This is a genomic window from Sphingomonas sp. PR090111-T3T-6A, assembly GCF_000383095.1.
GTDB lineage: Bacteria > Pseudomonadota > Alphaproteobacteria > Sphingomonadales > Sphingomonadaceae > Solisphingomonas.
In genome coordinates, this window is the sequence record NZ_AORL01000004.1 from 79083 (window position 1) to 100030 (window position 20948).

The following is a 20948-nucleotide window of genomic DNA, read 5'->3' on the forward strand; positions in this document are numbered from 1 at the left end:
GGCTAACAGTCAAACCGGCCGAGACCAAGCACCGTTCGCCTCCATCGTGACGAAGCCGGGCTTGTCACGCCGGTCAGGTGGCCGGCGGCTCGATGCGCGAGAGGCCGAGGCGGGGAATCTCGATCGCCGGGCAGCGATCCATCACCACCTTGAGCCCGGCGGCCTCGGCGCGCTCGGCGGCGGCCTTGTCGATCACGCCGAGCTGCATCCACACCGCCTTGGCCCCGGCGGCGATCGCCTCGTCCACTGCCTCGCCGGCCTTTTCCGAATTGCGGAAGATGTCGACGAGGTCGATCGGCTCGCCGATCTGCGCCAGCTCGCGCCAGACGAACTCGCCATGGAGATGCTCGCCGGTGATCTGCGGATTGACCGGGAACACGCGATAGCCGTGCATCTGGAGCGTGCGCATCACGCCGTAGCTGGGCCGGCTCGGCCGGTCGGACGCGCCGACCAGCGCGATGGTGCGCGTCGACCGGAGCAGTTCGGCGATGTCGTCGTCTTCGGTGAGCGGCATGGTCGTCCCTCCGGGCGGCTGTGGTCCGCTTCCGAAATGAGTCAGCGTTGCCTTTTGTTCAATGCCTCGACCAAATGTTCGGCGATGCGCAGGAAGGGGGCGGCCGTCTCGCTGTCGCCCGCCGCCGGGGGCTCGCCCGCGTCCGACGCGCGGCGGATCGCGATGTCGAGCGGCACGCGGCCGAGGAAGGGGATGCCGAGCCGCTCGGCCGCCGCCTCCGCGCCTCCCTGCCCGAAGGGATCGGAAACCTCGCCGCAATGCGGGCAGGCATAGCCGGCCATGTTCTCGACGAGGCCGAGGATCGGGATGCCGGCGGTGTTGAACAGGTCGATCGCGCGGGTGGCGTCGATCAGCGCCAGATCCTGCGGGGTCGAGACGATCACCGCGCCGGTCGGCCGGTGCTTCTGGATCATCGAGAGCTGGACGTCGCCGGTGCCGGGCGGAAGGTCCACCACCAGGGTGTCGGTCTCGCCCCAGCGCGCATCGACGAGCTGGCCGAGCGCGCCCGACGCCATCGGCCCGCGCCACGCCAGCGCCTTGTCCGGCCCGACGAGCTGGCCCATCGACAGCATCGGGACGCCCCATTTGGTGTCGATCGGGTTGAGCTGTTTCGATTCGGCGGTCGGGCGTTCGCCTTCGGCTGCCATCAGGCGCGGCTGCGAGGGGCCGTAGATGTCGGCGTCGACGAGGCCCGCCTTGAGTCCCAGCCGCTTCAGCGCGATCGCGAGGTTCGCCGACAGCGTCGACTTGCCGACCCCGCCCTTGCCCGAGCCGACCGCGATCAGGCGGCGCTCATGCTTCTCGGCGGTCTGCACGACGCGCACCTCGCGCACGCCCTCGATCCCGCCGAGCACGCGGCGCACGTCATTCTCCAGGATGCCCCGGCCCATCTCGTCGAGCCCGGTCACGTCGAGGATGACGCTGACCGTGCCGTCCGCGGCGAGGCGCGGCGGGGCGATGCGGCCCTCGGCATGGGGAAGCTGGGCGGCAAGCGCGGCGGCGAGGGAGGGGGCGTCGGTCATGATGGCGAGCGCATAGGCCTCGTCCTCCCCGATGGCACTATTTTTCCGCGTTTCGCCCCCTATAATGACGGCCATGATCGACGAAATCGGGCGGGTCGACCGCGATACCCCCCAGGCGGTGCTGAGCGAGAATGGCCCCTGGGGCGGGCGCGGCGAGGGCGATGGCTCTGGCGGCGGCAAGGGCTCTGGGCCCGGCGGGGGCGATGGCCCGCGCAATCCGTGGACGCAGCCTCCCAAGAAGCCCCGCGTCCCGCGCGGGCCGAACCAGCCTTCGCTGGAGGAACTGGTGAGCCGGATGCGTGGCCGGTTCGGGGGCGGTCTGCCCTCGGGCGGCGGGCGGTCGCTCTGGGGCTATGGCCTCGCGATCTTCGTGCTGCTCTGGCTCGGCACCACCTCGATGCACCGCATCGATCCGCAGGAGCGCGGCGTCATCACCCGCTTCGGCGCTTATGCCGGCACGCTCAAGCCCGGCATCGGCATGACGCTGCCGGCGCCGATCGACGTCGTGACGCGGGTGAACGTCGACCAGATCCAGAATTTCGACGTGCCGGCCTCCGGCGGCCAGAACCTCGTGCTGACCGGCGACCAGAACATCCTCGACCTTGCCTATTCGGTGCGCTGGTCGATCCGCGATCCCGAGCTGTATCTCTTCGAGCTGGCCGAGCCCGAGGACACGATCCGCGAGGTCGCCGAGAGCGCGATGCGCGAGGAGATGTCGCGCGTGACGCTCGATCAGGCGATCGGCCCGATGCGCTCCGAGATCGAGGCGCGCGTGGCGACGCGGATGCAGGCGCTGCTCGACCGCTATCGCTCGGGCGTGGTGGTGCAGGGCGTGGCGATCCGCCAGGCCGATCCGCCGCAGGCCGTGAACGACGCGTTCAAGGACGTGTCGGCCGCCCAGCAGGATGCGCAGGCCGCGATCAACAATGCGCGCCGCGACGCCGAGCAGGTGATGGCCGGCGCGCAGGCGCAGGCGCAGGCCTTCGACAAGGTCTACGACGCCTACAAGATGGCCCCGGACGTGACCAAGAAGCGCATGTATTACGAGACGATGGAGGCCGTGCTGGGCAAGACCGACAAGGTGATCGTGGATACGCCCGGCGCCAACACCTATCTGCCGCTGCCCGGCTTCCCGCCGCATCGCTCGGCCAACCAGCAGCAGGGCCAGCAGCAGGCGCAGCAGGGGGGCGGCCAGTGACGGTGGCGAGCCGCATCCTGCGCAGCCCGATCGGCTGGGCGATCGGGCTGATCCTCGTGGTGCTCGCCTGCGCGGTGGTGTTCACCGCCGTGCCCGAGACCGAGCAGGCGCTGATCGTCCGCCTCGGCAAGCCGGATCGCGTGGTCAACGCCTATGCGCCCGGCGAGCATTTCGGCGGCACCGGCGCCGGCCTCGTCGCGCGCATCCCGCTGATCGAGGAGGTGTTCCTCATCGACAAGCGCGTGCAGAATCTCGACATGGCGAGCCAGCCGGTGCTCTCCACCGACCAGCTCCGCCTCCAGGTCGACGCCTTCGCGCGCTATCGCATCGTCAACCCGCTCCAGATGTATCTGACGGCGCGGGGCGACGAGCGGCGCGTGACCGAGGCGCTGAAGCCGATTCTCGGCTCGGCGCTGCGCAACGAGCTGGGCCGCCGGCCCTTCGCCGCGCTGCTCACGCCCGAGCGCGACGTGGCGATGGCCAACATCAAGACCGCGCTCGATCGCGTCGCGCGCCAGTACGGCGCCGAGATCGTCGACGTTCGCATCAAGCGCGCCGAGCTGCCCGACGGCACCCCGCTCGAAAGCGCCTACGAGCGCATGAAGAGCGCCCGCCAGCAGCAGGCGATGACGATCCGCGCCGAGGGCCTCAAGCAGGCCACCATCATCCGCGCGCAGGCCGATGCCGATGCCTCCCGCATCTATGCCGACGCCTTCAACCAGGACCCGGCCTTCTACGATTTCTACCGGGCGATGCAGTCCTATCGCGCCACCTTCGGGGTCGACCGGCCGACCGAAGGCTCCACGCAGATGGTGATCTCGCCCAACAGCGAATATTTCCGGCAGTTCGGAGCCAAAGGGAAATAGTGCCGCCATTGCCCGTTCAAATCTTGTTAACGAAGGGGGCCGCAGCCTCGCGGCTCCCGTCGGTGACGGGCTGAATTTCTGACCATCCTCTCTGGGAGGCCATCGATCGTGCGTTATGCCTATGCCATCACTGCCGCGCTGCTTGCGGGCGGTGCTGCCGCCACGCTTACCATGCAGCAGCCGGTGGGCGCGCAGGTCGCCCAGAATGCCGGATCGGCCTCGCATACCCCGATCGGCGGGCCGGCGAGCTTCGCCGATCTGGCCGAGCGTCTCTCGCCGGCAGTGGTGAACATCTCCACCACCCAGCGCGTGAAGGTGCCGCGTCAGCAGAACCCGTTTGCCGGCACGCCCTTCGACGATCTGTTCCGCCAGTTCGGCGGCGGCGACAATGACGACAACAATGGCGGCAACGCCACCCCGCAGACGCGCGAGGCGACCTCGCTCGGCTCGGGCTTCATCATCTCGGCGGACGGCTATGTCGTCACCAACAACCACGTCATCACCGGCGGCGATCCGAACGAATCCAAGGGCGCGACGCTCGAATCGATCACGGTGACGTTGCAGGATCACACCGAGTACAAGGCGAAGATCGTCGGCCGTGATCAGGCGGCCGACCTCGCCGTGCTCAAGATCGAGGCGCCCAAGCCGCTGCCCTTCGTGCAGTTCGGCGATTCCACGCGCACCCGCGTCGGCGACTGGGTGATCGCGATCGGCGAGCCCTTCGCGCTCGGCGGCACGGTGACGGCGGGTATCGTCTCGGCCATCCACCGCTCGATCGGCGGCGGCCCCTATGACCGCTACATCCAGACCGACGCGGCGATCAACTCGGGCAACTCCGGCGGCCCGATGTTCGACATGGCGGGCAATGTGGTGGGCATCAACACCGCCATCTATTCGCCGTCGGGCGGCAATGTCGGCATCGGCTTCGCCATTCCGGCCGAGCAGGCCAAGCCGGTGGTCGAGGTGCTGATGAAGGGCGGCCGGGTGAAGCGCGGCTATCTCGGCGTCGGCATCCAGCCCGTCACCGACGATATCGCCTCCGCCCTCGGCCTGCCGAAGAACCACGGCGAGATCGTCGGCCGCGTCGAGCCCGGCTATGCCGCCGCCCGCGCCGGCATCCAGCAGGGCGACGTGATCGTGAGGGTCAACGGCAAGGACGTGACGCCGGACGATTCGCTGTCCTTCATCGTCGCCAACCTGCCGATCGGATCGAAGGTGCCGATCGAGCTGATCCGCCGCGGCCAGCACATGACCGTGACGGCGGTAGTGGGCGAGCGCCCGCCGGAAGACCAGCTCGCCGGCACGCTCGGCGGCGACAATGGCAGCGACGACAACGACAATAGCGACACCGCCGCCGCGCAGAGCAAGGCGACGCGCTCGGCGCTGGGCCTCGATCTCCAGGCACTGACGCCGCGGATCGCGCAGCAGCTCGGCGTGCCCGCCTCGACGCGCGGCGTGGTGATCGCCTCGGTCGATTCGTCGAGCGATGCGGCCTCCAACGGCCTCAAGCGCGGCGACGTCATCCTGTCGATCAACCAGCAGCCGGTGACGACCGTGGCCGCCGCCGCGCAGGTCATCGCGGATGCCCGCAAGGCGGGCCGGGACACCGTGCTGCTGCTCGTCCAGCGGGGCACGCAGCCGGCCATCTATGTCGGCATCAAGCTCCAGAAGAAGTGACGGCAACGGTCGTGCTATGACGAACGGGGTCGGCCGGAAGGTCGGCCCCGTTTTGTATCGGGGAAGGGTCTCGGGCGTGGTGGAACAACAGGGTCAGGACGGCATCTTCATCGGCGCGAGCGCGGACGGCCAGCGGCAGACGCTGGTGATGAAGCGCGCCAACCGCCACGGGCTGATCGCGGGCGCGACGGGCACGGGCAAGACGGTGACCTTGCAGGGCATCGCGGAGGATTTCTCGCGCCGGGGCGTGCCGGTGTTCCTGGCCGACGTGAAGGGCGACCTTTCCGGTATCGCCATGGCCGGCTCGCCCACCGCCAAGACCCATGACGCCTTCGCCGCGCGCGCCAGGGAGATCGGCGAGGACGACTGGAGCTATTCGGACAATCCCGCGATCTTCTGGGATCTGCTCGGCGAGCAGGGCCACCCGATCCGCACCACCGTTTCCGAGATGGGGCCGCTGCTGCTCTCCCAGCTCCTCGACCTCAACGAGGTGCAGGAAGGCGTGCTGACTGTCGCCTTCACGCTCGCCGACAAGGAGGGGCTGCTGCTCCTCGATCTCGACGATCTGGGCGCGATGCTGGCCGAGATCGCCAACCGGGCGGACGAGCTGGCGACGACCTACGGCAATGTCTCCAAGGCCTCTGTCGGTGCGATCCAGCGGGCGCTGCTCCAGCTCCGATCGCAGGGCGGCGAGCATTTCTTCGGCGAGCCCGCGCTCGACATCCATGACTTCATGCTGGTGGACGACAAGGGCCGGGGCCAGATCTCGATCCTCGCCGCCGACAAGCTGATGGCGAGCCCCAAGCTCTATTCGACCTTCCTGCTGTGGATGCTCTCCGAACTGTTCGAGGCGCTGCCCGAGGTGGGCGACCCGGACCAGCCCAAGCTCGTCTTCTTCTTCGACGAGGCGCACTTGCTGTTCGACGCGGCCCCGCCTTCGCTGCTCGAAAAGGTGGAGCAGGTGGTGCGTCTGATCCGCTCCAAGGGCGTCGGCGTCTATTTCATCACGCAGAACCCGATCGATGTGCCCGACACGGTCGCGGGCCAGCTCGGCAACCGCGTGCAGCACGCGCTGCGCGCCTTCACGCCCAAGGACCAGAAGGCGGTGAAGGCCGCGGCCGAGACCTTCCGCGCCAATCCCGGCGTCGATGTCGCGACCGCGATCACCGAGTTGAAGGTGGGCGAGGCGCTGGTCTCGCTGCTCCAGCCCGACGGCTCCCCCGCGCCGGTGGAGCGCACGCTCGTCAAGCCGCCGAGGAGCCGCGTCGGCCCGATCACGCCGGCCGAGCGCGCGACGCTGCGCCAGCTCTCCCCGCTGGGTGCCAAGTACGACACGCCGCTCAACCGCGAATCGGCCGCCGAGAAGCTCGCCGCCAAGGCGCAGGCGGCCGCCGCCCAGGTGCCCGCGGATGCTCCGGCGGCTCCGGGCCGGACGGCTGCGGCCCAGCCCTCGATGTTCGACAAGATGCTCCAGTCAGCGGCGCGATCGGCCTCGTCTTCGATCGGGCGGCAGGTGGCCAACGAGGTGGGGCGTCAGATCTTCGGCACCGGGCGGCGTTCCTCGTCGGGCGGGGGGCTCGCCGGGCAGTTGGTCCGGGGCGTGCTCGGCGGGCTGATGCGTAATCTCTGAGGGGCGGAATCGGCCGTTTTGTTTGCCCCTCGTTAACCGCGCGCCGCTAGGTGTGCGGCGGTAAGGAGCGAGGAGGCAAGCCAAGGAGGTGTTCACCGAACCGGCCACCTATAGTGCGCCCGTGACTCGGCTCGGCCGGTGGATCGCTGATCCCGGCCGGGACGTGGCTGTGGACGTGCGGCCGTTGATGCTGGCCGGCCTGTTCGGCACGCTCACCATCTTCCTCGGCGGCGTTCTCAACACGATCGCGGTGTCGCTGGTCTGCGCCATCCATCGGCCGGGGCCGGCCTTCATCGGCTGGGCGGTGTTCGAGCTGGCGCTGGGCGCGATCCGGCTGGCGGTGCTGGCGCGCTGCCGCAAGAATGCGCAGGCCGGCCGGGAGACCTCCACCGATCTCTATCTGATGCTGGCGATGCTGTGGGCCTGCGGCGTCGGCTTCGGCGGCTTCATGGGGATGATGAGCGGCGACTGGACCATCGCCGCGCTCACCGGCATCTCGTCCGCCGCGATGGCGGGCGGCATCGCCTTCCGCAACTTCTACGCGCCGCGTCTGTCGGCCGCGATGATCCTGCTGAGCTTCGGGCCGCTCGTCCCCGGCGCGGCGCTGTGCGGGGTGCCGCTGGTGAAGCTGCTGGTGCTTCAGGTGCCGGTCTATCTCTTCGCGATGTGGACGGCGGCGTATAAGCTCAACGCCATGCTGGTCCGCACGCTCGCGGCCGAGCGCGAGAATGACCGCCGCGCCTCGCACGACCAGCTCACCGGCCTCGCCAACCGCACCGGGCTGGAGCGTGCCATTCTCGCCTGGCAGCATCGCGAGAACCGGCGCGGGCCGCTCGCTTTCTTCTATGTCGATCTGGACGGCTTCAAGCTCGTCAACGACCAGCACGGCCATGTCGCGGGCGATGCGCTGCTGCGCATGGTGGCGGCGCGACTGATGGCGCTGGCGCCGGAGGGCGGGCTCGCCGCGCGCATCGGCGGCGACGAGTTTGTGCTGCTCGTGCCCGAGGCGGATCGTGGCGGCACGCTGGGCCGCGCCGAGCGGGTGATCGCGGCGATCGCGGGCCACCCTTACGATCTCGACGACAATGTCTCCTGCACGATCGGCGCGAGCATCGGCATCGCGCGGCTGCCCGATCACGGCCATGACGTCGGCACGCTGATGTCGGCGGCCGACGGCGCGCTCTACGAGGCGAAGGGCGGCGGGCGCTGCCGCGCGGTGATCGCGCCCGCGCCGGGGCTGCGGCTGGCCGACGCGCTCACCGGATCGCGCCGCGCCGCGACGCGCTGACCGGCCGATCACGCTGATCGACACGCGCCGCTTTCCCTCGCGCGCTCCCGCGCCTATTTTGCCGGCCATGACCAGCACCATCGAATCCGCGCCCGCCGATCGGGCCACTACTCCCGCCGTGCCGCCGGCTGCGGTCGCCTCCGTCTCGCTCGATGATTTCGCGCGCGATCGCGATGCCTTCGCCGAGGCGCTCGGCTCCTCCTTCGAGCGCTACGGCTTCGCCGTCATCGCCGACCATGGCATTTCGGGCGACCTGATCGCCCGCGCCGAGGCCGCTGCCAAGGCGCTGTTCGCGCTCCCTGAGGATGTGAAGCGCGCCTATCATGTGCCCGGCACGGGCGGCGCGCGCGGCTACACCCCCTTCGGCATCGAGACCGCCAAGGGCGCGACCGCGATCGACCTCAAGGAATTCTGGCATGTCGGCCGCGAGCTGCCCGAGGGGCATCGCTACAACGACGTGATGGCCACCAATATCTGGCCGAAGGAGCTGGCCGAGTTCCGCTCGGTGATGCTCGAGCTCTACGCCGCCTTCGAGGCGACGGGCGCCCGCCTGCTCGAGGCGATCGCGCGCTATCTCGGCCTCGCCCCGGATTTCTTCGAGAATACGGTGGAGGACGGCAACTCGGTGCTCCGCCTGCTGCATTATCCGCCGGTGACGGGCGACGGCCCCTCGATCCGCGCGGGCGCGCATGAGGACATCAACACGATCACCCTCCTCCTCGGTGCCGAGGAAGCGGGACTGGAGATCCTCGACCGCGACGGACAGTGGCTGTCGGTGACGCCGAAGGAAGGCGAGCTGGCGGTGAATGTCGGCGACATGCTCCAGCGGCTGACCAACAACCGCCTGCGCTCGACGACGCACCGCGTCGCCAACCCGGCCTCGGCGCGGCGCGGCCATGCGCGCTACTCGATGCCCTTCTTCCTGCACTTCCGGCCGGATTATCTGATCGAGACGCTGCCGAGCTGCGTCGATGCGGAGCATCCGGACCTCTATCCGCAGCCGATCACCGCGCATGATTACCTCATGCAGCGTCTGCGCGAGATCAAGCTGCTGTAATCATACCTGGAGCGGGCGGGGGTCAGCCCCGCCCGCGATAGGTCGGCACGCCCTGATCGGGCAACCACAACCCCTCCGGCACCGGGCCGGACTGCCAGAACACATCGATCGGGATGCCGCCGCGCGGATACCAGTATCCGCCGATGCGCAGCCAGATCGGCTTCATCTCGTCGAACAGCCGCTCGCCAATGCCGACGGTGCAATCCTCGTGGAAGGCCGCATGGTTGCGGAAGCTGCCGAGGAAGAGCTTGAGCGACTTCGACTCGACGATCGTCTCCGCCGGCGCATAGTCGATCACCAGATGCGCGAAGTCGGGCTGCCCCGTGACCGGGCAGAGCGAGGTGAATTCGGGCGCGGTGAAGCGCACCAGATAGGGCCGACCGGTCCGCGGATTGGGGACATAATCGAGAACGGCGTCCTCGGGACGCTGCGGCAGCGGGCTCGTCTGGCCAAGATGGATGGGGCTCATGCCGCCCACCTAGGATCGCTGTCCTTCGTTAGCAATGCTTGGCGAGGTCGAATCCGGGGCCTATGCGGGGCGTCCAAGGAGTGCCGGCATGGATGATCTCGTTACGGTCGAATGGCTTTCGCGGCGGCTGGAGGACCCCGGTGTGGTGGTGCTGGACGCCACCTATCTGCCCTTCGAGCCGGAGCGCGACGCGGCGGCCGAATATCGCGCGGGGCATATCCCCGGCGCCCGCTTCCTCGACCTCGCGACGCTCGCCGACCGCGCCGATCCGCGCCCGACCATGGCGCCCGACCTCGACGGGTTCCGCGAGCGCATGGCGGCGCTGGGCGTCCGGCGCGACGACCGGATCATCTTCTACGACGACAGCCCGCACCGCACATCGGCGCGGGCGTGGTGGCTGTTCCGCCTGTTCGGCTCGCACCGTCTCGCCATCCTCGACGGCGGCGCGGATGCGTGGCGCAAGGCGGGCCTGCCGCTGGAGAAGGGCGAGGGGCATGGCGCCGCCATCACGGCCCAGCGCACCGGCTTCACCCATCGCGACGACCGGCTGATCCGTGCGCTCGCCGATGTTCGCCGTCTGGTCGATGCGCCGACCGAGCAACTGGTCGATGCGCGCGGCACCCCGCGCTTTTCGGGCGCCGAGGGTGATCCCCGTCCGGGCGTGGCGCCGGGCCATATTCCCGGCTCGGTCAACCTGCCCTACAGCCGGCTGTTCGAGGCGGACGGTCGCTGGAAGAAGGGCCATGCGCTGGCCGAGCTGTTCGCCGCTTCGGGCGTCGATCCGGCGCGGCCGCTGGTCTTCACCTGCGGATCGGGGATCACGGCGGCGGGCCTGCTCTTCGCAGCCCACATGCTCGGCCGCGAGGACACCGCGCTCTATGACGGATCGTGGAGCGAGTGGGGCGCCGATCCCTCCACCCCCAAGGCGACGGGAGCCGACGCGTGAGCCACGAGGAACGCGAGGAGACCCGCCTCGTCAACGGCGGGCGGCGCAGCGAGTGGACCGGGCCGATCGTCAACCCCCCGGTCTATCGCGCCTCCACCATCCTGTTCGACGACTGCGCCGCGCTGAAATCCGGTGCGGGTCGCAACGCCGATGGCGAGTTCCATTATGGCCGGCGCGGCACGCCGACCCAGTGGGCGCTGTCCGAGGCGCTGACCGATCTGGAGCCGGGCGCGGCAGGCACGATGCTCTACCCTTCCGGCGTCGCCGCGATCGCCTGCGCGCTGCTGGCGGTGCTCAAGGCGGGCGACGATCTGCTGATGGTCGACAGCGTCTATGAGCCGACCCGCGCCTTCTGCCGCAACGTGCTGGCGCCGATGGGGATCACGACGCGCTTCTACGATCCGCTGGTGGGCGCCGGGATCGAGGAGCTGATCCAGCCCAACACGGCGGCGATCTTCCTCGAAAGTCCCGGAAGCCTCACCTTCGAGGTGCAGGACATTCCCGCCATCGTCGCGGTGGCGAAGGCGCGCGGCATCGTCACGCTGCTCGACAACACCTGGGCGACGCCGCTCTTCCTGCCGGCGCTGGCGATGGGGGTGGATCTCGCCATCCTCGCCTGCACCAAATATGTCATCGGCCATTCGGATGCGATGATGGGCTCGGTGACGGCGACGGCCGAATATTATCCGGGCCTGCGCAAGATGACGCAGCTCTTCGGCCAGCATGTCTCGCCCGACGACGCCTATCTCGCCAGCCGCGGCCTGCGGACGCTGGCGGTGCGGCTGAAGCAGCACGAGGCGGGCGCGCTCGCCGTGGCGCGCTGGCTGAAGGGGCGGCCCGAGGTGGCGCGCGTGCTCCATCCGGCGTTCGAGGACTGCTCCGGCCATGCCCAGTGGAAGCGCGACTTCCGGGGTTCGTCGGGCCTGTTCAGCTTCGTGCTCGACGGTGGCGATGCGGCCGCCCGCGCCGCGCTGATCGACGGGCTCCGGCATTTCGGCATCGGCTATAGCTGGGGTGGCTTCGAGAGCCTCGCTCTCCCGGTCGAGCCCGCGACGCTACGCAGCGCAACGACATGGCAGGCGGAAGGGCCGCTCGTCCGCCTGCACATCGGACTGGAGCACCCCGACGACCTGATCGCCGATCTGGACGAGGGCCTCGCCCGCTTCCGCGCGGCGCGCTGAGGCTTCCGCCCCGGGGTGCTGGCACGGCCGCACCCCGAGGCGATACGATCAGAAGCTGGCGCTGATCGAGCCGACCACCACGGCCTTGGCCGCGCGATAGGTCTGGAACGGGCTGGGCGTGCCCGTCTGGTCCACGAACGGGTTGTTGCGCGCATTCTTGTGCGAGACGTTGGTGCCGACACCCGAGACGTCGAAGGTGAGCGCCTTCCACTTGTAGCTCACGCCGACGTTATAATCGATATAGTCCTTGGTGTAGTCGAAGCCGCCGCCGGTGTGGCCGAGGTGGCTGTGCACGCTGAATGCCGTGCCCGGCACCGAGAAGCCCAGCTCGCCATAGACATAGACATTGTAGTTGGTGCCCGAATAATAATCGAACACCTTCTGATCCGGGGCGATGTTCACGCCGATCTTGCCGGTGGCGGGGCCGTAGGTCTTGGCGAGCGAGCCGTAGACTTCGTAATAATTGCCGGCCGGCGCGCCCGGATAGAGATAGCCGTAGAGGCCGCCGTCGAAGGTGACGCCGGTGCTGCCCAGCGCATGGGTATAACCGCCATAGACGTCGATCTCGGAGCCGCCGATGTTGACCGTGCTGTTGCCGGCGCTGGCGCTGGACCCCCAGGTCGAGAGATAGAAGCCGGACGCGTGCGAGACGGTCACCGAGCCCTGGAAGACCGGGCGATTGTTCGACTGCGAGATGCCGCGGAAGCGATATTGCGACCACACGCCCGCGGAGCCGGTGATGGTGAAGGCCGACGGCGGCGCCGTGGGATCATCCGCCAGCGCGGGAGTGGCGATGAAAGCGGAACCTGCCACAAGGGCAGACACGAGCAAGGCTGTGCGCATCGGATGGCCTTTCGATATCGATGATCACTTCCACCCGCGAGCAACCGGTGCCTGTCTGTTCGCCGACGGGGCTCCTCGGTTGCTGCGAGGAATGTGCGCAGGATTGGCGCACTGCACAACAGATATCGGGGGGCGGGAACGTGGAAACCCCCGAATGTTGCATTGCGGCAACAATATTGTAACCGAAACTCAGCGTTCAACGATGCGCCCGGCTTCCATCGCGATGGTGCGGTGGCACAATTTGCGTGCGGCCGCGGCATCGTGTGTGACGAACAGCATCGCCAGCCGGCGGGTGCGCTGGAGCCGCAGCAGCAGATCGAGAATGCGCCCGGCGATCAGCACGTCGAGCGCGGAGGTGGCCTCGTCGAGCAGCAGAAGCTCGGGCTCGGGGGCCAGCGCGCGGGCGATGGCGACGCGCTGTGCCTGCCCGCCGGAGAGCGTCGTCGGCCGGCGATCGATGAAATCCGGCGGGAGGGCGACTTCGTCGAGCAGTGCCCGCACCCGCTCCCGGCGCTGTTCCGCGTCCAGCTCGGGGCGGAGGCGCAGCAGCGGTTCGGCGACGATCTCCGCCACCGTCCAGCGCGGATCGAGGCTGGCGGCCGGGTCCTGGAAGACGGGCTGGATCAGCCGGCGATGCTCGGTCCGCATCCGGGCGCGGGATGGAAGCGCCTCGCCGCGCCAATGGACGCTGCCGCCGCTCTGCGGCCCCAGCCGTCCGATCGCGCGCGCCAGCGTCGACTTGCCCGAGCCCGAATGACCGACCAGCGCCACCGCCTCGCCTTCGGCGATACGGAGATCGACCGCCTTCACCGCCTCCAGCCTGCGCCGCCGCCAGCCGGGCAGCGCATAATCGACGCTGACCCCGCGCGCCTCCAGCAGCGGGGCGCCGATCGGCGGGCGCGGGGGGAGCGGCTCGTCGATCCGGGGCATGGCCGTCACGAGCGCACGCCCTTCGCGCGAAACGGGATAGGTGAGCACCGTGCGCGCGTCACCCGCCTCGACGACATGGCCATTGTCGAGCAGCAGCGCGCGCGTGGCATGACCGACCACCGCCGGCAGATCGTGGCTGACCAGCAGCAGTGCCAAGCCGCGCGACTGCCGCAGCCGGTCGAACAGCCGCATGATGCCGGCGCGCAGGGGAGCGTCGAGCGCCGAGGTCGGCTCGTCGGCCACCAGCAGCGCGGGGCGGTGGGCGATGGCGCAGGCAATCATCGCGCGCTGGCGCTGGCCGCCCGAGAGGCGATGCGGATAGGCGGCGAGCAGGCGCGTGGGCTCGTCCAGCCCGACCTCCGCGAGCAGCGCGGCGAGTTCCTCATGGGTGGGACGCGAGGCGCCCGTCTGCTGCCACGCTTCGGCGAGCTGGGCGCCGATGGTGAGGTGCGGCGCGAGCGCGGTCGCCGGCTGCTGGAAGACGAAGCCGGCACGCGAGCGGAGCTTGCGCAGCGTCGCTTCGGAGCGGCCGATCAGCTCCTCGCCCTCCAGCCGCGCCGATCCGCCCGCCATGGCGGGGAGCAGGCCGAAGGGCGCGAAGGCCGTGGTCGTCTTGCCCGATCCCGAGGCGCCGACCAGCGCCACGCATTCTCCCGCGTCGAGCGAGAAGGACACGCCCGACAGGATATGCTGTCCGCCGATCGTCGCCATCAGCCCGTCGATCGCATAGATCATGTTGCCAGCCGATCCCGGACCGCCTCGCCCGCGCGCGTCAGCGCCACCAGCAGAGTCACCAGCACCGCTCCCGGCACGAGCAGGGTAGCCGCCGCGACGTCCATGTCCTCGGCGCCGTCATGGACGAGGATACCGAGCGAGGTCATCGGCTCCTGCACGCCCAGCCCCAGGAAGGAGAGGAAGCTCTCCACCATCACCACCTGCGGCACGGTGAGCAGCAGATAGGCGATGGCGACGCCCGCGAGATTGGGCAGCAGGTGGCGCGCCATGATGGCGGGCGTGCCGGCGCCTGCGGCCTCGGCGGCGAGGATGAAGGGGCGGTGGCGCAAGCGCAGCACCTCGCCGCGCACGACGCGCGCCATGGTCAGCCACTCGACCGCGCCGATGCCTGCGAAGACCAGCACGATCGATCGGCCGAACACCACCATCAGCAGGATCACCACGAACATGAAGGGCAGCGCGTAGAGCGCATCGACGATCCGCATCATCGCCTCGTCCACCCGTCCACCGCACCAGCCGGCGATCATCCCCCAGAGCGTGCCGATGACGAGCGCCACGGCCGCCGCGGCACCGGCGACGCCGAGCGTCACCCGCGTGCCGGCGAGCGTGCGCGCAAGCAGGTCGCGCCCCACAGCGTCGGTGCCGAGGAAATGGTGGGGGGAGAGCGGGGGGGCGCGCACCGCGCTCCAGTCGATCGCGTCATAGCTCCACGGCAGCAGCAGCGGGCCGAGGATCGCGGCGACCGCGATCCCTGCTACGATGGCCAGCGGAAGGACGCCTGGCCTCATCCCGCCGCCCTCGGGTCGAGCCAGCCATAGAGGAGGTCGGCGATGAGGTTGAACAGCAGGATCAGGCCCGCGTAGAGGATCACCACCGCCAGCACGAGCGGATAGTCCCGGTTGAGCGCGCCCTGCACGAAATAGCGGCCGAGCCCGGGTAGCGCGAACACCGTCTCCACCACTACGGCGCCGGTCAGCAGCCCCGCCGCCGCCGGCCCGACATAGCTCGCCACCGGCACCAGCGCGGGGCGGAGCGCATGGCGGACGAGGATGCGCCCCTCGGAAAGCCCGCGCGCACGGGCGGTGCGGACATGGTCCTGCGCCAGGGTGGTGGCGAGGCCGGCGTGGGCGAGGCGGGCGATGGCTCCGGCGGTCGGCAGCGCCAGCGCGATCACGGGAAGAAGCAGATGGCGCGGATCGCCGCCGCCCCATCCCGATACCGGCAGCCACCCGAGCAACAGCGCGAAGACCAGCACCAGCAGCGGCCCGGTGACGAAGCTCGGCAACAACGTCGCGATGGTGGCGGCCAGCATCAGCGCCCGGTCGATCCATCCACCGGGCCGCATTGCGGCGCACGCGCCGATGGCGATGCCGAGCGGCAGCGCCACGGCCAGCGCCAGCCCGCCCAATGCCAGCGACACGGGCAGCCCCTGCCGCACCAGATCGCCGACCGAGAAATCGCGATAGACCAGTGAAGGCCCGAAATCTCCCTGCGCGAGGCCCAGCAGATAGCGGCCGAGCTGCACCATCAGCGGCCGGTCGAGCCCATAGGCATGGGCGAGCGCGGCGCGGGTGGCGGGATCGAGCGGGCGCTCGGCGTCGAACGGTCCACCCGGCGCGACCCGCATCAGCAGGAAGGAAAGGAGGATGACGGCGGCCATCGTCGGCAACGCCGTCATCAATCGCCGGATAAGGATCGCGCGCATGGGTGGCTCAGCCCCTCATGTGCGCGATCCGCGTCCGGGACACCGCTTATTGCGGGGTGGAGACGGTCGTGTTCTGGGCGTTGCCGGCCGGCGCCGCCAGGATGCTCTTGGTGTCGGCGCCCTTGTCGACCACGCTGGTCGCGGGCGAGCCTGCTTCCGAGCGGATGCCGGTGTCGGGCGCGCCGCCGGCGGCGTCGACGAGGCCCTGCTGGCCGGGGCTCACGGCCGCCTTGCCGCCGAACATTGCGGTGAGCGCCTCGGACGCGGCGGTCTGCTCCTGCGGGCGAGGCGCGCCGGGACGCGGCGGGCGCAGCGCGAAATCGGGCGGGATGACGAGCGGCGGCGAGCGAGTCACCGCGAACTCGTTGGGGGCGTTGCGATTGCCGAAGCCGCTCGCCTTGGAGCTTGCGCAGGCCGACAGCGCGCCCAGCGCACCCAGCATCGCCACAGCACCGATCGTCTTACGCATTCAGATCCTCCGAAGCCGCGGCGGGAGCGCGCGAGAACAGCGCGCGCAGCACCAGCAGCAATACGCCTATGGTAATAGCGGCATCGGCGACGTTGAACACCAGGAAAGGATGCCAGTCGCCGAAATGCAGGTCGAGGAAGTCGGCCACATAGCCGAGCCGCACCCGATCGGTGATGTTGCCGAACGCGCCGCCCAGCACGAGGCCGAGCGCGCAGGCGTCCGCCTTGTTGCGCTCGCGCCAGAGCCAGAAGATCACGGCGGCCGCGATCGCGCCGGTCATCGCGACCAGCAGCCAGCGGTCCATCGCGCTTCCTGCGGTGAGGAAGCCCATGGAGATGCCGTGATTCTCCACCCACAGCAGGCGGAAGATCGGCAGCAGCTCGATCCCGCCGCGGCCGGGCAGGTCGATGCCCTGCACGATCACCGCCTTGATGATCTGGTCGACCGCGAAGGTGAGGATCGCAAGGCCGAAGCCCAGCCGGCGGAAGCGCTCCTGCACGAGATCAGCCATGCACGGCGCCTTCGCAGCGATCGCAGAGCGCGCCGTCCTCGGTCACTTCCGGCAGGTAGCGCCAGCAGCGGCCGCACTTGGCCCAGTCGGTGATGGTGACGGCGACGGTCGTGCTGTCGGTGGTCTCGAGCTGGACGTCGGAGACGATGAACAGCTCGGCCAGCTCCGACGGCGTCGCGGCAGGGCGCTGCGGCGTGCCGATCGCGACCTTGGCTTCGAGGCTGGAGCAGATCTCCTTGGCCTTGCGCTTCGGCTCGATCTCGGCCGAGACGGCGAGGCGGAGGCGGCGGAGATCCTCCCAGTTGGCGGCGAGGCCCTCGTCCATCCACAGGCCGTCCACTTGCGGCCATTCGGTGAGGTGTACCGAGCCCGCGTCCGGATAGCGCGTGCCCCACACTTCTTCCGCCGTGAAGCAGAGGATCGGCGCGGCATAGCGCACCAGCGCGTGGAACAGGATGTCGAGCGTCGTGCGATAGGCGCGGCGCGTGATCGAGCCCGGCGCGTCGCAGTAGAGCACGTCCTTGCGGATGTCGAAGAAGAAGGCCGACAGGTCCGCATTGGCGAAATCCGTCAGCGCCCGCGCGTAGCGGTTGAACTCGAAGGCATCTGCCGCCGACTTCAGCTCCGCGTCGAGCCTGGCGAGCAGGTGGAGCACATAGCGCTCCAGCTCGGGCATCTCGGACGCCGCGACACGCTCGGCCTCGTCGAAGCCGTCGAGCGCGCCCAGCATGTAGCGGAAGGTGTTGCGCAGCTTGCGGTACGCGTCGGACGTGCCGGCGAGCACCTCCTTGCCGATGCGGACGTCCTCGAAATAGTCGGTGGAGGCGACCCACAGGCGCAGGATGTCGGCGCCGCTCTCGTTGATGATCTTCAAGGGATCGACGACGTTGCCGAGGCTCTTCGACATCTTGCGGCCCTGCCCGTCGAGCGCGAAGCCGTGGGTCAGCACGGCCTCATAGGGCGCGCGGCCGCGCGTGCCGCAGCTCTCCAGCAGCGAGGACTGGAACCAGCCGCGATGCTGGTCCGAGCCTTCGAGATAGAGGTTGGCGCGGACGCCCTCGCCGTAGCGGGCCTCGATCGTGAAGGCGTGGGTCGAACCCGAATCGAACCACACGTCGAGGATGTCGTTGACCGGCTCCCAGCCCTTGCCGGCATGGTCGCCGAGCAGCTGGTCATGATCGGCGGTGAACCACGCATCCGCGCCGCCCGCCTTGAAGGCCTCGACGATGCGGGCGTTGACCGCCTTGTCGTTCAGATAGCGGCCGTCCTTGTCGACATAGAGCGCGATCGGCACGCCCCAGGCGCGCTGGCGCGAGATCACCCAGTCGGGGCGGCCTGACACCATCGCGCCGATGCGGTTGCGGCTCTTCTCGGGCACCCAGCGGGTCTGCTCGATGGCGTCCATGGCGAGTTCGCGCAGCGTCGGGCCGTTGCCCGAACCGCCGGTGCGGCCGTCGGCGGCGTCGATCTCGGCGGCGATCGGCTTGTCCATGGCGATGAACCACTGCGGCGTGCAGCGGAAGATCACCTTGGCCTTGGAGCGCCACGAGTGCGGATAGCTGTGCTGGAAGCTGCCCGAGGCGAGCAGCGCGCCCACTTCGCGCAGGTCCGAGCAGATCGGGCCTTCGGGGGCGTTCAGCTTGGGATTGATGACGGAGAGCGGGTTGCCGCCCATCCACGCCCAGTCGGCGCGGTAGCGGCCGTCGCCTTCCACCGCGAACACCGGGTCGATGCCGTTCGCCTTGCAGAGCAGGAAGTCGTCCTCGCCATGGTCCGGCGACATATGGACGAGGCCGGTGCCGGCGTCGGTGGTGACGAAGTCGCCGGGCAGGAAGGGGCGGGGCTTGGCGAAGAAGCCGCCCTTCTCATGCATCGGGTGACGCGCGATAGTGCCGGCGAGATCGGCGCCAGAAAGACGCTTCAGCTCGCCAGTTTGAAAGATGACGGTCGAGCCGGGGTGCTCGACCTGCAACGCGGCCGTCAGTGCGGCAGAAACGCGCTTTTCAAAGGCTCCCTTTAGGTCGGAAGCGATGAGGAAGTGACGATTCCCCATTGAACGAGCGATTGGGTGTTGGCTTGCCTCTTCCTGACTACCCCAGCCCTGCACGCTCCAAGAGCTTGTCCGAAGCAAGCTGTATTCAACGTCCGACCCATAGGCGAGCGCCTGATTGACCGGGATCGTCCAAGGCGTCGTCGTCCAGATCACGGCGTACGCGCCGACCAGCTCCGGGATCGCGCTCTCGACGATCTCGAACGCCACGTCGATCTGCGTGGAGGTGATGTCCTCATACTCGACCTCGGCCTCCGCGAGCGCGGTCTTCTCGACCGGCGACCACATCACCGGCTTCGCGCCGCGATAGACCTGGCCCGTCTCCGCGAACTTGAGGATTTCGCCGACGATGGCCGCCTCGGCGTCGAACTTCATGGTGAGATAGGGATCGGCCCAGTCGCCCATCACGCCCAGCCGCTTGAACTGCTCGCGCTGGGTGTCGACCCACTTGTCGGCATAGGCGCGGCACTCGGCGCGGAACTGCGCGACGGGCACCTCGTCCTTGTTCTGTTTCTTGGCGCGATAGGCTTCCTCGACCTTCCACTCGATGGGGAGGCCATGGCAGTCCCAGCCGGGGACATAGGGCGCGTCCTTGCCCATCAAGGTCTGCGAGCGGACGATGATGTCCTTCAGCACCTTGTTCATGGCGTGGCCCATGTGGATGTCGCCATTGGCGTAGGGCGGGCCGTCGTGGAGGATGAAGCGCTCGCGGCCGGCGCGCTGCTTGCGGAGCGTCCCGTACAGATCCTCGCTCTGCCACTTCGCCAGAATCGCCGGTTCCTTGGCGGCGAGGCCCGCCTTCATGGGGAAGTCGGTCTTCGGCAGGAAGACGGTGTCGCGCCAGTCGCGCTGCTGCGGGGTGTCGGTTTCGTCGGCCATATTGCGCCGGGGATTAGAGGGCGGCCGGCCTCGGGGCAAGGATTCTAGGCGAGCGAGAGGATATGGCGTGCCTCGGCGCAGTCGGCCTCGATCTGGGCGGTGAGCGCTTCGAGGCTGTCGAACTTGGCCTCGGGGCGCAGAAAACGGACCAGCTCGACGGTCAGCTCCTGCCCGTAGAGGTCGCCGGAGAAGTCGAAGAAGGTGGGCTCCAGCAGCTCCTTGGGCGGATCGAACTGGGGCCGGATGCCGAGATTCGCGGCGCCGTTCAGCACGCGGCCATCCTCCAGACGCCCGCGCACAGCATAGACGCCATAGGCCGGGCGCAGATAGTCGCCGAGCGCGATGTTGGCCGTCGGGAAGCCGATGGTGCGGCCGAGCTTGTCGCCATGCTGCACGATGCCTCGGATCGCGAAGGGGCGGCTCAGCAGGCGGGCCGCTTCTTCCATCTCGCCGGCCTTGAGATGCTGGCGAATGCGGGTGGAGGAGGCGACGGCGCCGTCCGTCTCGACCGCGCGGACCGTCTCGGCGCGTATCCCGTGCCGTTCGGAGAGCGCCGCGAGGTCGGCGGTGTTGCCGGCGCGGCCCTTGCCGAAGGTGAAGTCCTCGCCCGTCACGACCCCGGCCGCGCCGATCCGCTCATGCAGCCATTCCGTGACGAAGCCCTCGGGGCTGACCGCCGCGAGCGCCCGGTCGAACGGCAGCGCGAGCGCCGCGTCGGCGCCGAAGGCCTCGAACAGGTCCATGCGCTGGGGAATGGTCGTGAGCAGGAAAGGCGGTGCGTCGGGCCTGAACAGCCGCGCCGGGTGCGGATCGAAGGTGGCGACCATCGCCGGCCGGCCCTCCGTGCGGGCGCGTTCGATGGCACGGCCCACCACCGCCTGATGGCCGACATGGAAGCCGTCGAAATTGCCGAGCGCCACGATCGCGCCCCGCGCGGGGGCGGGAACCGGCTGGTCCCCGGAGAGCCGTATCATGGCC

19 protein-coding genes are annotated in these 20948 nt (G+C 69.3%); 8 read left to right on the forward strand and 11 right to left on the reverse strand.

Going from position 1 to position 20948, the window contains the following annotated elements:
* Positions 1-73: 73 nt before the first annotated feature.
* Together ST3T6A_RS0100860 and ST3T6A_RS0100865 are read right to left on the reverse strand one after the other, a co-directional pair.
* Entirely contained in the window at positions 74-514 is a 441-nt protein-coding gene (locus tag ST3T6A_RS0100860) for a CoA-binding protein (protein ID WP_019830991.1), read from the reverse strand.
* Positions 515-555: 41 nt separating this feature from the next.
* Positions 556-1536: an Mrp/NBP35 family ATP-binding protein gene (locus tag ST3T6A_RS0100865; protein WP_026359314.1), complete on the reverse strand. Its 981-nt coding sequence runs from the start codon at positions 1534-1536 to the stop codon at positions 556-558.
* A 73-nt stretch (positions 1537-1609) separates the two neighbouring features.
* Here ST3T6A_RS0100865 and hflK point away from each other — a divergent pair, with 73 nt between their 5' ends.
* From hflK to ST3T6A_RS0100895, 6 genes are all read left to right on the forward strand, one after another.
* Positions 1610-2734, forward strand: a complete 1125-nt coding sequence (hflK, locus tag ST3T6A_RS0100870; protein ID WP_193378605.1) for an FtsH protease activity modulator HflK — start codon at positions 1610-1612, stop codon at positions 2732-2734.
* Positions 2731-3600: an SPFH domain-containing protein gene (hflC, locus tag ST3T6A_RS0100875; RefSeq protein ID WP_019830994.1), complete on the forward strand. Its 870-nt coding sequence runs from the start codon at positions 2731-2733 to the stop codon at positions 3598-3600. Before hflK ends, hflC begins: the two co-directional genes overlap by 4 nt.
* 108 nt (positions 3601-3708) lie before the next feature.
* Complete coding sequence (locus tag ST3T6A_RS0100880; protein WP_019830995.1) at positions 3709-5277, forward strand: Do family serine endopeptidase; 1569 nt, start codon at positions 3709-3711, stop codon at positions 5275-5277.
* Between the two features lie 76 nt (positions 5278-5353).
* Positions 5354-6907, forward strand: a complete 1554-nt coding sequence (locus tag ST3T6A_RS0100885; protein WP_019830996.1) for a helicase HerA-like domain-containing protein — start codon at positions 5354-5356, stop codon at positions 6905-6907.
* Positions 6908-6995: 88 nt separating this feature from the next.
* Complete coding sequence (locus tag ST3T6A_RS19000) at positions 6996-8195, forward strand: GGDEF domain-containing protein (RefSeq protein ID WP_019830997.1); 1200 nt, start codon at positions 6996-6998, stop codon at positions 8193-8195.
* 67 nt (positions 8196-8262) lie between these two features.
* A complete protein-coding gene (locus ST3T6A_RS0100895; RefSeq protein WP_019830998.1) occupies positions 8263-9252 on the forward strand; it encodes an isopenicillin N synthase family dioxygenase in 990 nt (329 codons plus the stop codon).
* 22 nt (positions 9253-9274) lie between these two features.
* Here ST3T6A_RS0100895 and queF read toward each other — a convergent pair whose 3' ends face one another.
* Positions 9275-9721, reverse strand: a complete 447-nt coding sequence (queF, locus tag ST3T6A_RS0100900) for a preQ(1) synthase (protein WP_019830999.1) — start codon at positions 9719-9721, stop codon at positions 9275-9277.
* A gap of 88 nt (positions 9722-9809) precedes the next feature.
* Here queF and ST3T6A_RS0100905 point away from each other — a divergent pair, with 88 nt between their 5' ends.
* Entirely contained in the window at positions 9810-10667 is an 858-nt protein-coding gene (locus tag ST3T6A_RS0100905) for a sulfurtransferase (protein WP_019831000.1), read from the forward strand.
* The gene (gene metC, locus ST3T6A_RS0100910; protein WP_019831001.1) at positions 10664-11848 is read left to right on the forward strand and encodes a cystathionine beta-lyase; all 1185 of its coding nucleotides are present in this window, start codon (positions 10664-10666) and stop codon (positions 11846-11848) included. Before ST3T6A_RS0100905 ends, metC begins: the two co-directional genes overlap by 4 nt.
* A gap of 48 nt (positions 11849-11896) precedes the next feature.
* Here metC and ST3T6A_RS0100915 read toward each other — a convergent pair whose 3' ends face one another.
* From ST3T6A_RS0100915 to ST3T6A_RS0100950, 8 genes are all read right to left on the reverse strand, one after another.
* Positions 11897-12661, reverse strand: coding sequence for a TorF family putative porin (locus ST3T6A_RS0100915; RefSeq protein ID WP_235785693.1), 765 nt, complete (start codon positions 12659-12661; stop codon positions 11897-11899).
* 219 nt (positions 12662-12880) lie between these two features.
* Positions 12881-14356 (reverse strand): nickel ABC transporter ATP-binding protein NikE, encoded by a 1476-nt coding sequence (gene nikE, locus ST3T6A_RS0100920; RefSeq protein ID WP_019831003.1) that lies wholly within the window; start codon positions 14354-14356, stop codon positions 12881-12883.
* Complete coding sequence (locus ST3T6A_RS0100925; RefSeq protein WP_019831004.1) at positions 14353-15144, reverse strand: ABC transporter permease; 792 nt, start codon at positions 15142-15144, stop codon at positions 14353-14355. Before ST3T6A_RS0100925 ends, nikE begins: the two co-directional genes overlap by 4 nt.
* Positions 15141-16061 carry an ABC transporter permease gene (locus tag ST3T6A_RS0100930; RefSeq protein ID WP_019831005.1) on the reverse strand — a complete coding sequence of 307 codons (921 nt, stop codon included), beginning with the start codon at positions 16059-16061 and terminating at the stop codon, positions 15141-15143. Before ST3T6A_RS0100930 ends, ST3T6A_RS0100925 begins: the two co-directional genes overlap by 4 nt.
* A gap of 46 nt (positions 16062-16107) precedes the next feature.
* Positions 16108-16530, reverse strand: coding sequence for a DUF3035 domain-containing protein (locus tag ST3T6A_RS0100935; protein WP_019831006.1), 423 nt, complete (start codon positions 16528-16530; stop codon positions 16108-16110).
* On the reverse strand, positions 16523-17041 hold the full coding sequence (gene lspA, locus ST3T6A_RS0100940) for a signal peptidase II (protein ID WP_019831007.1): 519 nt from the start codon (positions 17039-17041) through the stop codon (positions 16523-16525). The genes ST3T6A_RS0100935 and lspA overlap by 8 nt, the downstream gene beginning before the upstream one ends.
* Positions 17034-19970 (reverse strand): isoleucine--tRNA ligase, encoded by a 2937-nt coding sequence (gene ileS, locus ST3T6A_RS0100945; RefSeq protein WP_019831008.1) that lies wholly within the window; start codon positions 19968-19970, stop codon positions 17034-17036. Before ileS ends, lspA begins: the two co-directional genes overlap by 8 nt.
* A gap of 44 nt (positions 19971-20014) precedes the next feature.
* Positions 20015-20944, reverse strand: a complete 930-nt coding sequence (locus ST3T6A_RS0100950) for a bifunctional riboflavin kinase/FAD synthetase (RefSeq protein ID WP_019831009.1) — start codon at positions 20942-20944, stop codon at positions 20015-20017.
* Between the last annotated feature and the right edge of the window lie 4 nt (positions 20945-20948).